Source organism: Bacillus sp. AC266, assembly GCF_979253805.1.
Genome location: NZ_CEEDEC010000001.1, coordinates 96,958 through 109,340 on the forward strand (window position 1 = coordinate 96,958; position 12,383 = coordinate 109,340).

At 33.3% G+C, this 12,383-nt stretch carries 9 protein-coding genes and 1 pseudogene; 8 read left to right on the top strand and 2 right to left on the bottom strand.

Annotation, left to right across the window (positions count from 1 at the left end):
- Nucleotides 1-10 precede the first annotated feature (10 nt).
- The 7 genes and pseudogenes from AC0IXC_RS00515 to AC0IXC_RS00545 all read left to right on the top strand — a co-directional run bounded on the left by AC0IXC_RS00515 (nucleotide 11) and on the right by AC0IXC_RS00545 (nucleotide 7,139).
- A complete protein-coding gene (locus AC0IXC_RS00515) occupies nucleotides 11-685 on the top strand; it encodes a response regulator transcription factor (protein WP_002142571.1) in 675 nt (224 codons plus the stop codon).
- Complete coding sequence (locus tag AC0IXC_RS00520) at nucleotides 682-2,049, top strand: sensor histidine kinase (RefSeq protein ID WP_002142570.1); 1,368 nt, start codon at nucleotides 682-684, stop codon at nucleotides 2,047-2,049. Before AC0IXC_RS00515 ends, AC0IXC_RS00520 begins: the two co-directional genes overlap by 4 nt.
- Before the next feature lie 182 nt (nucleotides 2,050-2,231).
- Nucleotides 2,232-3,212, top strand: coding sequence for an alpha/beta hydrolase (locus tag AC0IXC_RS00525; RefSeq protein WP_016100944.1), 981 nt, complete (start codon nucleotides 2,232-2,234; stop codon nucleotides 3,210-3,212).
- 293 nt (nucleotides 3,213-3,505) lie between these two features.
- Nucleotides 3,506-3,601, top strand: a pseudogene (locus tag AC0IXC_RS00530) (YjcZ family sporulation protein); the annotation flags it as partial.
- Between the two features lie 788 nt (nucleotides 3,602-4,389).
- Nucleotides 4,390-4,920 (top strand): RNA polymerase sigma factor SigX, encoded by a 531-nt coding sequence (locus tag AC0IXC_RS00535; RefSeq protein ID WP_471652439.1) that lies wholly within the window; start codon nucleotides 4,390-4,392, stop codon nucleotides 4,918-4,920.
- A gap of 3 nt (nucleotides 4,921-4,923) precedes the next feature.
- The gene (locus tag AC0IXC_RS00540; RefSeq protein ID WP_215589992.1) at nucleotides 4,924-5,901 is read left to right on the top strand and encodes a DUF4179 domain-containing protein; all 978 of its coding nucleotides are present in this window, start codon (nucleotides 4,924-4,926) and stop codon (nucleotides 5,899-5,901) included.
- 800 nt (nucleotides 5,902-6,701) lie between these two features.
- Nucleotides 6,702-7,139: an NUDIX hydrolase gene (locus AC0IXC_RS00545; protein WP_002066317.1), complete on the top strand. Its 438-nt coding sequence runs from the start codon at nucleotides 6,702-6,704 to the stop codon at nucleotides 7,137-7,139.
- A gap of 776 nt (nucleotides 7,140-7,915) precedes the next feature.
- Here the strand turns inward: AC0IXC_RS00545 and AC0IXC_RS00550 are convergent.
- A complete protein-coding gene (locus AC0IXC_RS00550; protein WP_471652440.1) occupies nucleotides 7,916-8,548 on the bottom strand; it encodes a lysozyme family protein in 633 nt (210 codons plus the stop codon).
- A gap of 1,450 nt (nucleotides 8,549-9,998) precedes the next feature.
- Between AC0IXC_RS00550 and AC0IXC_RS00555 the strand changes: the two genes are divergently transcribed.
- On the top strand, nucleotides 9,999-10,193 hold the full coding sequence (locus AC0IXC_RS00555; protein WP_033732005.1) for a hypothetical protein: 195 nt from the start codon (nucleotides 9,999-10,001) through the stop codon (nucleotides 10,191-10,193).
- Nucleotides 10,194-10,361: 168 nt separating this feature from the next.
- On the opposite strand, the gene AC0IXC_RS00560 is transcribed toward AC0IXC_RS00555, so the two are convergent.
- Nucleotides 10,362-11,618: an ATP-binding protein gene (locus AC0IXC_RS00560; protein ID WP_016100949.1), complete on the bottom strand. Its 1,257-nt coding sequence runs from the start codon at nucleotides 11,616-11,618 to the stop codon at nucleotides 10,362-10,364.
- Nucleotides 11,619-12,383: the final 765 nt, after the last annotated feature.

The window sequence follows — 12,383 nt, forward strand, 5'->3', positions numbered from 1 at the left end:
GAGGGAACCGATGCCTACTATACTAGTTGCTGACGACGATGCGAACATTCGCGAACTCGTCTGTTTATTTCTACGCAACGACGGATTCGCAACAGCTGAAGCAGCGGACGGCAAGGAAGCACTGGCCGTCTACATCTCAACGAATGTCGATCTTGTCGTACTTGACATTATGATGCCGATTATGGATGGTTGGACGTTAAGCAAGGAGCTCCGAAGAGCCAATCCTGATCTACCTTTACTTATGCTGACTGCGAGAGGAGAAACATGGGAGAAAGTGAAAGGTTTCGAACTTGGGACGGACGATTATTTAACCAAACCATTCGATCCGTTAGAGTTGACGGTTCGTGTTAGGGCACTACTCAAACGATACAAGATTGGCTCCACGCAGACGATCCATTTAGGGAACGTCATCCTTGATCGACAGACCTATAAGGTGATGAAAGGGACGGAGTCGCTTACGTTGCCGCTAAAGGAGTTCGAATTGCTGTATAAGCTCGCTGGAACACCCGGACAAGTCTATACGCGCGTGCAGTTGATCGATCAGATTTGGGGTATCGATTACGCCGGAGATGATCGAACGGTAGACGTACATATTAAACGGCTGCGTGAACGGTTCGCGACAACACACGATTTTCGGATCGAAACGGTGCGCGGGCTTGGGTATCGGCTTGAGGTTTATGAATGATCAGATCCTTATATATACGTGTTGTCCTGACATTTTTAGTCTCCATCATCGGGGGCACGATCATTTCTTTTTTGGTGTCAACTTGGATATTCGAAGATAAATTGAACGAAAACGCTCAAATCAACTTACGTAACTTTGGCCAAGACATCGTCCGGATTTACAAGACCTTTCCGTTACGTGAAGCGGACTTGTTCGTAAGTGAAATGAAGCAGCTCGATTCTTATTATATTCGAATTTACGAAGCAACGGGTCAGTTCAAGTCTTATGGTAAACTTCACGGACACAAACCTGCGCCTGTGACGATGGAGCAACTAAAGAAAGTATTAGATGGAGGTGTTGTTCAGGACACTCCTAATGGTATTGCCACGGTCCTCTTAGGGTTGCCGTTGAAAACGGAAATGGGAACGAAAGCGATATTTTTGGAAGCGCTCGCCCCTCCTTCAGCCTCTTTTGTCACAAAGTGGGCATTGGTCTTTGCAACATGTTCGTTGATTGCAGGAAGCTTATTGATTCTAGTTGCCTCTGTATTCCTGGTAAGACCGATAAAAAAGCTGACAAAAGCGACCAAGCGGATAGCATCTGGAGATTTCAACGTCAAGTTGAATATTAAGCAAACGAGTGAGCTGGGTACTTTGGCTCGCAGCTTCGAAGAAATGATGCACGATCTGCAGCAACTTGAGCAGATGCGCAGGGAATTCGTAACGAACGTGTCGCACGAGGTTCAGTCTCCGCTCACTTCGATATCCGGTTATGCTCTAGTGCTTAAGCAAGTTGACCTTTCAGAATACGAACGAAGCCGTTATCTTGATATTATCATCGCTGAAGCGAAAAGGATGTCCAAAATGAGTGATAACCTGCTAAAGCTGAGTTTTCTTGAATCGCAGTCAAAGCAACTGCGGCTCGTCACACTCAGCCTCGATGAACAAATCCGACGGATAATCGTGGCGCTCCAGCCACAATGGTCTGCTCGCGATATACATTTCGAGCTTGATTTACAGACAGTTAAAGTAACGGCTGATCATGACCTGTTAAATCAGGTATGGACGAATATCCTCAGAAATAGCATCAAATTTTCCGAGGATGCCGGCGTGATTAACGTAAGCATCAAACAAGATATCAAAAACGTGACAATCCTAATATCCGACACTGGTATTGGTATTCACCTTGACGACCAGAAGCGTATATTCGATCGTTTTTTTAAGGCCGATCGTTCCCACAGTCGTAAGTATGACGGAAGTGGTATGGGACTCGCTATCGTTAAACAGATCGTGTCGCTTCATCAAGGTGACATCCGAGTGAAAAGTGAACCTGGTCAAGGAACGACCTTCATTGTCACCTTGCCAATCACTACACCAACAGATTAGTTAGATTCATTCTCTATGCTACGACTCATATGCAAGCTTACTTGCATATAGAGCCGTAGCATTTTTTTGGGCAGTTCATATTCAGTTCATATTGTCGTCATGGTGAGTACATCTTCATTGGTTAAGTTTTCATTACAGGCACATGAAGGAAGGCAAACAGATCAGGACAGGAGAAGATGACAGTGACACAACAAGAGGAAAAGAAAACGCTGAGTGGAATGAAAATAAAGAAAGTGCGAAACATCTTACTTAAAATCATAGGAGCAATCGTTCTAGCCATTGTACTTTTTTTAGGTATTGTTTATATCGTAAATGTGATGAGTAGTCATTCGGAGCAAAAACGAATAGTGCCCTACGGGCAGCACGTATCTGTAGACGGGAAAAACATGAATGTGTTAATTCAAGGCGAGGGCGAGGAAACGATCGTGCTCCTGCCTGGTTATGGAACAGCTACTCCAGGACTTGATTTTAAGCTTCTTATCGATGAATTATCTCCATTTTACAAAGTTGTTGCGGTAGAGCCTTTCGGTTATGGATTAAGTGATGAAACTGTAAAAGAGCGAACCACGGAGAATATGGTAAGTGAAGTTCATGAAGCTCTACAGCAGCTTAATATTAACAGATACATGCTCATGGGCCACTCCATTACAGGTATTTATGGAATTGATTATGTGAACAAATATCCAAACGAGGTGACTGCATTTGTCGGAATCGATAGCAGTGTTGCAACACAACCGGGTATGGATATCAATTTCCCATTAAAAACGTTTGCATATCTCAAAAAATCAGGCCTCTTAAGATTGGCTATGAAAATCAGTGCTGACCCCTATGCTGGACTGGCATTTGATGAAAAAACCGTAGAGCAAATGAAAATGATTTCGAATAAAAACATGTATAATGACACAACCTTGAATGAGATGGACCATATTTCGTCTAATTTTAAAGGGGCTCAAGGTTTAATCTTCCCTAAATATCTTCCACTTCTTCTCTTTGTACAAGCGAATAGTGAAGATGTAGCAGGATGGATACCTCTGCATGAAGGGCAGATCAAAGACTCGGTACATGGAAAAGTAGTAACCATGGATGGATCACATTATTTACACCATACCAAATTCAAAGAAATCGCTGAAAACGTTAGACTATTTATGAAAGAAGTAAAGTAAGTGTTCAGAGAAATGTTCATCCGTTATTTTATGCATTTGTCTACAGTCTGCAAGACCATCATTTCGATGGTCTTTTTTATGTCCAAACAGTTGTATATTTCCAAACCAAGATTATACTTTCGCCTGAAAGACATTGGGTTTCATTTTCATATTAACTAACGAGGCAGGTATGCGGCCAAGCCTAGGTCGTATCATATAACGGGTGGGATTCCCGTCGAGTAAGAACTAGCCATTCGCTCGTAGCGAGTCTTGGAGGGCTAAAGGTAACTTTAGTCTTTAAGCGTTAACAGTTAGGTGGCGGATTTGCTTTACTGATCGTTCTATTCATCCTGTTAATCATTATAGGATGTAGTTGTTGGGGAGGCGGTAGCGGCGGATTCGGTTACTAAAAAAGGGGCACTCATAAGAGTGTCTTTTTTCTCAATATAAGAACTCTAAGAATATGATATTATTTTAATGCAAATTCCCGTTTGTGCAATGAGATAGTAATGCCCAACAAAAAACCCACCTATTTCCGTAGGTGGGCCTTATCTTTATTACACAATATCAAAGTATACTCTCTTTTTCTCGTAAATTTTATGTAATTATACATATTTGTAAAAATTACATAAAATAAATATTACATGTAGTAAAATATAAATTGTGGACACGTTCTATAAAGCTGATTCTCTGATTAGAAGGCGTAACACATCTCAAGCATATAGGTGTGGCGTTGCTTTAATCTAGCCAAACAAACGATCTCGATTCTCTTGTATTTGTACACTAACAATCTGTTGAAAATAAATGATTCTGTTTTATAGGACGTGTTTACTTAATGTCCAATACATATTATTAAATTAAAGTGGTTCAAGTCGGAGGAAGGCACCTTAGGGTGTCTTTTCTTTATGGGGTCTCACCACATCGGTATCTGACTTATTTTTTATGTTTATCATGCAATTTTTGTTGTTGCATTTATTTTTATTAGCTTGATAGCGATGTGGCGGTACCCCATTAATAGAAAACTACTGCAAGAGTTATAGTTTTATGTTTTCATTTCCCTTTTGGCATTTATCTTTTAATCAGATGAATGCTTTTTTTAGTACATAATAAAAAAATAACCAGAAAAACTGTCACAAAATCCGTTTTTCTGGTTTCTCTATAATACAGGCATCAAATTGAAAGTGAGGTTTAAACTAACATGTTAACCATAGAAAATGAAGAAAGTCATGCTTCTGATATGCCTTTTGAAGATTTATTTAAGCAGTACTATGCTTATGCTGTGAAACAGATTATATGGATTGTTAAAGATCAATCTATCGCTGAAGAGTTAGCACAAGAAGTGTTTTTACAATTATATCGTAGCGACTGGAAAGTAATTGAAAACATACCTGGATGGTTGATTAAATCTTCTACTTATGTAGCTTATAACCATTTGCGATCTGAAAAAAGGCAACAAGCGAAGATTGATAAAGAAATACAATACCATGAAGTACAAAATGTTTCATCATTAGACGATGATTGGATAAGAAAAGAAGAAATTACAAAGGTACAAACGATACTAAATAAAATGAATGATCGAGAACGAACCCTTTTACTAATGAAATTCTCTGGTTTTCAATATAAAGAAATTGCAGAAATACTTCAAATTGAAATATCTTCTATTGGAACATTATTGGTCCGAGCCAAAATGAAATTTCGCAAGATTTATAAACAAATGGGGGAGGCATAACAAATGAAATGTTATGATATCGGATTTATTCAAACATATATTGATGGAGAACTTTCTCATGATATAAGAAAGGAATTCACAAAGCACCTAGATACATGTGAAGCATGCCAAGATTTATTGGTAGAAATTAGCAAATTAAATCAATGGGAAAACGTAATGCTAGATGAAGAATCTGCAAGTTCACCACAAGAAATCAAAATTGATATAGAACAAGCATGGAAAACATTTGAAAGTCGTTCCAAGCTAGACAATGTTTCTAATATAAATCACAAAAAACAACAGAAGAAGGGACTCTTTACAAACATGAGTAAAAAATCAAAACGTTTCATGTATACAGCAGTAGCTGCAGCAGCACTGTTCACAACAGCAATGATTCCACAAGTACAAGTAGCGGCTACAAATGTTGCCTCATATTTTTCTGATGCAATTACAAATGATAAAGTTGTAAATGAAGGAATACAAGATGAAAATGGTGTCACACAAGATATGATGAAGAATGGTGAATATATTCCTATTGATGAAAAAATTACAGATCAAGGTATTACTGTACATTTCAAAGAATTATATATCGCAGATTCACGTATATCAGTTCATTATAGAATGGAAAAAGCTGACGGAAGTTTAGTACCATTTGAATTTGATACATTAGGATTAGAGCTCGAAAGTGATGGTAAAATTAATGGGCAACAAGAGGAAAACCCTGAGAGTAAACATGAAGGGAGACTATCATTTATCCATGATTCAGATGACCGTCTTCCTTTTGAACTTATGGCAGCAGGTAAAAAATTAAATGATGTAGGTATTCGTGATAATGATAAACCCGAAGGTGTTGCTACATTTGTTATAGTTTCTGGAGGAAAAGACGATTTTAAACAGCCCCTTACTTTAGATGTAAATATAAATAGAATTGGAAAAGTAATTGGATCTTGGAAAGGTGAAATTCAAATTGATACTTCACATCTGAAAAATAATACTAATTAAAATGAAAAAAAGAATAGAACAATATGTATCTAATGCTCAGTTTATATGTTTTCTTGTTTTCGTTACATTTATTTCTTATATAGTTTTTACTCTATCTTTTATTTATGATTTAAGTTTATAACCTTAAATCAATCATTTAAGACCATTACGAGAAAAACCTCCCTAAAAAAGTAGGGAAATAAATAACCGGTCCCTTAACGTATAAGGAATCGGTTATTTTGTATCTAAAATGTGTCTAAACTTACAATTTTCTTTTTTGATATGGTGCCCCTATAGAGAAAGAATTTTTTCGTTTAGGGGGTACTTCAAAACCTTAACTTGATGGCGATGGGGTCCCGCCAACATAACGCGAATTTCGTACGCTAAGGAACTTTTTATTTGAAAAACTTGGTTTTCCGTACATTAAGAGTGTTCCATAAACGGTATTTGATGTTTGATATAAAACTTTGTTTTTGGTAATGAGTTTTTGAACTGAATTTTAAACATATTTCAGTCAGTTTTGATAGATATAAATAAAGTTCCTTAAACGACCGTTTTAGGGACTATTTGGACTGGTTAGTCAACATGTGATACAGCCAGCATTTCGAAAAAAAACACGCTAAGCAAATTAAATAAGAAATAAGCAGGTTTTTATCACGTTAAGAGTAAACCTATTTATGAAAAATAAAATTCTTAAAAAATGGAGAGCCGATACCATAAACCTGCATTATTAATGTAGAATTTTGATGTTGGCTCTTTATTTACTAAAATAGCAAGTTAGTGAATAAATTGTTCATATTTTTTCGAGAGGAGGTTAAGCAATGAGAGCGCCGTATCAAGTATTGATATTTCCTTATATAAAAACTGATGATTCCATTCAATATGGCATTTTTAATCGAAGTGATTATGGTTATTGGCAAGGAATAGCTGGTGGTGGAGAAGATGGTGAGACTCCTATTGAATCAGCAAAACGGGAAGCGTTTGAAGAGGCTGGTATTATAAGAGAATGTCCATATATAAAACTAGATTCTGTGTCTTCACTACCAGTAGAGGATGTAGTTGGTGAATTTCTTTGGGGAGAAGATGTTTATGTAATAAAAGAATTTTCTTTTGGAGTTAAAGTTCCTACAAAAAATATTAAATTATCTAAAGAACACTTCAAGTATAAATGGTTGTGCTTTGAGGAAGCCGTAACGCTTTTAAAATGGGATAGTAACAAAACAGCTTTGTGGGAATTAAACAAAAGGCTGTTAAAATAATTTAAGTGTTAGTTAACAAAGCCGATAATAGAAATCACACATTAAACATATATTTATACGCGTCGTTACTACACGCTAAGGAATAGTAATAAAAAGATGATGCCGATAAAACTATATAAAAACCAAAAGAATCCTAAGATGGGGAATGTTTTATGAAAATTAAGCATAGTAAACCTCCTTGGATATATAAAGTATTATAATACATCGTTGGTCTATTTAGAATACTAACCATGAATTGGATGACATTAGGCATGGTTAAACTAATAGAAATGATACATTAAACGTATTTAATGAGTCTGCTAGGTATAAAGATAATTGATAATCATACAATGATATGGAAGGGCCTTTTCTAACGTGTTAGTTACCTCAACGTATATGTATCTCTTGGCGCCTGGGCGAGGGTGCTTTTTTTATTGCACATTATAGGACAAGCATAATATTATGTAACAGGACGAGTTCTTCGTGTCCTATTCAATGCTCAGGATAAACCCCAATTCACATTGAGAGCACCAATAGCGAGGGTACTCTCTTTTTATTGAATCTACATTTATTTTTATGCCTAATGAATTCGCTAAGTGGATACTATTTCATGTGAAATGGTGATTTTATTTATATTCTGGATAGATTTCTTGCGAAATATGTAACTAGAGCCGTATTTAAATTGAAATATGATACGATAGTTGTATATATACATTTAGATGGTAAGAGGGGATAAAAGTTGATGAAAAACCATATAAAAGTAAATGGAAAACTCCTTCAAACAAATATATAAAATTTTAATTTTTTTTGAGGCGTTCTTCAATAAGTTTTGCTTTTTCATTCACTTTTGTTGTATATGTGAAATCACCGTAACAATATGGATATCTAAAATTTTGTTTATTTCCACCACAAGTGTATGTAGCTGGATTCTGATCAACTTTCAACTTAGAAAACTGTTTAGCTGTATCTTCCGAGTGTTGTTTAGCTTCTTGATTGGCAATAAAATCAATATAGCCTGGCCCCATATTATAGCTTTGAATAATTGTATCCATGCTAACACCTTTTTCTTCTCCATATCTATACATTTGAACAAAGTGCTTTACCCCTTGTTTAATGCTCAAGTTTATCTCTTGGATTTCATTTGGCTTTAATCCAAGTGATTCGGAAGATTGCATAGGGTCGTTGCCCTCACCCCTACTCTCGTGGTACATAATTCCTAGTAAAATTGCTGTTTTTTCTCCCAAATTATATTTTTCTAATTCTTTTTTCATGATGGGCTCATATTGCAATAAACGTTCCTCGGTAGCAAACGCTTTATTTTTTTGAGTATTGGTTTTGTCATTAAAATATAGTATCCCGATTATTGTTCCTAACCCTAAAATACTAATAAAGAATAATATAATAGTTTGTACTTTTCTCTTATTCTTCAAATATTACTCCTCCTTTTACAAGAAACCCTATTTTCAATGGTGGCTGGTTATTAAAAAATTCAATAATTCTCTATTTCCCAGCTTTTTTAGACTCGAAAATTTTTTTCTAAATGCTAAGTTTAATAGAAAAATTTAAAGATAAGGTAAAGATAAGATAAAGATAAAATAAAGTCCATTTTTTAGGGTATCTATTATGTGTTCTAAAGGCTCCAGATTCAAGAGATATATTATCTACATAACCCATAAGAGAGAAGGAGGTAAGCAAAATATCACTTGAAACAGATATAATTCTTTCTTTATTAGATATAAAACTGTGGATGGCCCATCATTCGGAAATTAGTCGCTTAAAAATAAAAAAAAAATTAAAATCAGAACCGTACCTCAATAAGTCTTCAAGTGTTAATAAAAGAAAGCTATATAAGGTGAGGGAATAAAGATTCAACACCAATGATTATCAATAATTGAAGTGCTAATGATTATAATAAAAAGAACCTTCAATAGGCTCTTTTTTATAGTTGGTAAATATGTTATCAACAATAGATGGTAATAAAGATAGAAATTTAGACACTTTTTATTAATGGGCTAAGTTTTCTTAGGAAGAAATCTATTTCTCATGACTGATCGCTAGATATAACAGGATATATCATTTATTAATTTGGGTGGGTGATTTAGCTTTTTGAGTTTACCACACTAAAATTTAAATTTTGTTTAGGGACAAAATGTTAAAGTGTTACATTCTGAATTAACAGAAAATTAAAGTGGTAAAAATCCTATTAAATCTTTTATCAGGTAACTCATATTTCTTTGGCCTTATTTTCATGGTATTACCGAACGTTTATATGTCTCTAAGGGAAAGAAATACTTTAAGTTTTATTACCATCTAATGTTTGATTAAGATGGTAACATGAAAATAAAACGTTTACAACTAGAAAATAAAGAAAAAATATAAAAATTCGACTTTTTTCGACATTACGACTATGAGAGAAAGAATCTAAATTAAGTAAATCTTATATTTAGAGGGGATATTTACCTTATACATAACGGTTAAAACATTTGCAAATGTTTCACGAGTAATTAAAAACGTCGAATATAAAATTATATTGTGACAATTTTAAACGAATATACTTTATAATTCATACTTAGACTAATAAATTAATTACTAATAAATTAAATACGCTATATTTAATAGAGTATAATACGGAATATTTAACTTTAATATTCCGTATTATATATAATTATGAATAATTTAACATATTTGTTGCGGAAAATTTTGACATAAGATATTTTAAATATTAAGCACAGAAACATTTCAAAGAAAAAGAGCTATTTTAAAATGTACCCTAAAAACGTTTTTCCTAAAAGTAGTAAGATTTTGCAAAATGTTTCTGTGCCTAATTAGATGAAAATAATATGATAAATTGTTTAAAAGAGATAAAAATAAGTTGCTTTTATGGAGAAATATACATCCCATACTATTAGAATTATGTCAAATTGTAGTTTGCAAATTACATTTCAAAGTATAAAAGGGGCATTTATTGCAGCTCGAATATCTATTACTGATTTATTGCATAAAAAGGTAGCTGCACAAAAGTACAGCTACTTTTTTCTTGAAAACATTATTATGCAAATAGCATACTTAACGTAAACTTGCGCTTAACGGTACTTGTGAATAAATTGTGAAATTGCTACTCTATGTTTCTAACTAACATTTTTGCACCAGAACCATATAAAAAGAGGACGAATAGTTACGTCTTCTTTTTATATGGTTATATTAGCTACAAAATAATATCATTTAAATAAATCTTCTATTATATTAGCAGGGGATAGTGATAGAAAAGTGTGTTCCTTTTCCTAGTTCACTTTCTATCTCTATATCTCCGTTTAATTCTTTAATAATACTGTACGCAATCATAGTACCAAGCCCAGTACCTTTTTCTGTTGTTGAATAAAATGGCAAGGCAATACGTTTTATTTGTTGGGAAGACATTCCTATTCCTGTATCAATAATATCAATTACAATATTATCTTTTATTTTTTGTATATTTATTTGTAATACGCCACCATTTTTCATAGCCTCAATTCCATTTTGTATGATGTTGGTTAGACATATTTTTAATTTTTCAGTATTAGCATTTATGTAAAGGGAATCTGTTGTAATATGCTGTTTTATTTCAACATTATATGAAAGAGCGAGTGGTGAAATATTATCTTTCACTTGATTTAATATGTAATTAATATCTAGTTCCTCTTTTATAATGTTTTGTGGTTTGGTTAAAGATAAATAGTTATTAATAGTAGATTGTATTTGCTGCATTTCAAGTAACATAATTTCTAAGTACTTATCTTGAGACATCTTAGCACTCTCATCTTCATTTAGTAATTGAGTGAATCCACGTACCGTGGTCAGTGGATTATGAATTTCATGCGCGATCGATGCAGCTAGTTCGCTAGCTATATAAAATTTTTCTGCTCTTTGCATTCTTTCTTTTATTTTATATTTCTCGATCATTCCTTCTATTAAATAAACTGATAATAATACTGTGAAAATATTTATGATTATATAATTGAATAAAAATTCAATGAGAGTAGAGTCAATTTTACCACCTGTATTTATTTGCGTTACAATACCGCAGATAGAAAGGGAAGTTGTACATATCAAAATAAGTAGAATACTTAATAATATCTTCTTTTCCTTGAAATAAGTAGGTGACAAGTAACGAAACATGATTGTAATAACAGAAATAACAGTAAAGATAATAAATGATGGGAAGACTCCGCTTCCACCTAAGTAAAATCTATAGGAAAGATATAAAACTCCAATACAAATAATGCTCTTTGTATTTCCATATAGAAAAACTAATATAATGGGAATAAAACGTAAATCATAAATGAACCCAGCGTGTAAATGAAAAGGAAAAGTCATACAAAAAATAATTGCAATGGAGGAAAGTACAGAAATTAATATATTATTACATGCCATTTTTTCTTTATGTTCTAGCCAAAATACTTGGTAACTAAGGATACAAATAATAATAATAAATGTATTTAATAATAGTGTAGGAATTCCCATAGTTTATACCTCTCTGAGAGTTTGTAAGTAGGATTATGTATGTGTTTAATCTAGGTGTTTGATTTTATTAGATTTTCTATCTTTAAAAAAGAAAAGGAAGGGCACTTGAAAAAGTGCTTTTTTACCATTTATATTAAAATCGATGAGGAAGATAGAATAAAAAGTTACTTTTATTTATGAACAAAAAAATTGAAAGTAGCCCTTGTATAGGTAAAAGATGAAGCAAATTACTGAAATAGTTACGTTTCTCTGGAGTGAATATTCCGAAAAAACATTGTGTATGGCGAAATCCATTTTATAACCTTCGCCATATTAACATGCAACTTATTAAATTACAAAGAAAAAATTAAAAATTATTATTTTTTTGTTATTTTAATTTATTTAAAAACGTAAAAGTATTCAAGAGGTTACCATTGAGATGCTAGGCTAGGGTACTTAGACCAATATTCGAACTTAGTAATAACGTTGTTACTTTTATACTAATATTCTTAATACTAATTTTAGTATAATTAATCGATTGAAAGTTCCGATAATTACCTACGTACCCCTTTTTTTATATCATTTTATATTAAATACAATGATATTTATTGTCACATAATAATGCAAATTTCCAGTAAACTAATAGAAAAAATCCAATAAAAACATAATTTACTATCTTTTATATAAACATTGCAGGTGTAAATGCAATAAAATTTCATTATTAATACATATATTCAATCTGAAAATATCTTTGTAGTGGTCCTTCATGCGAAGAATCGTTTCCGT

What these genes read in the sequence shown, in the direction of transcription:
- AC0IXC_RS00545 (WP_002066317.1), top strand. Translation starts at nt 6,702, where the DNA reads ATGAGAGCGCCGTATCAAGTATTGATATTTCCTTATATAAAAACTGAT.
- AC0IXC_RS00555 (WP_033732005.1), top strand. Translation starts at nt 9,999, where the DNA reads ATGGAGAAATATACATCCCATACTATTAGAATTATGTCAAATTGTAGT.
- AC0IXC_RS00520 (WP_002142570.1), top strand. Translation starts at nt 682, where the DNA reads ATGATCAGATCCTTATATATACGTGTTGTCCTGACATTTTTAGTCTCC.
- AC0IXC_RS00540 (WP_215589992.1), top strand. Translation starts at nt 4,924, where the DNA reads ATGAAATGTTATGATATCGGATTTATTCAAACATATATTGATGGAGAA.
- AC0IXC_RS00560 (WP_016100949.1), bottom strand. Translation starts at nt 11,618, where the DNA reads ATGGGAATTCCTACACTATTATTAAATACATTTATTATTATTATTTGT.
- AC0IXC_RS00535 (WP_471652439.1), top strand. Translation starts at nt 4,390, where the DNA reads ATGTTAACCATAGAAAATGAAGAAAGTCATGCTTCTGATATGCCTTTT.
- AC0IXC_RS00515 (WP_002142571.1), top strand. Translation starts at nt 11, where the DNA reads ATGCCTACTATACTAGTTGCTGACGACGATGCGAACATTCGCGAACTC.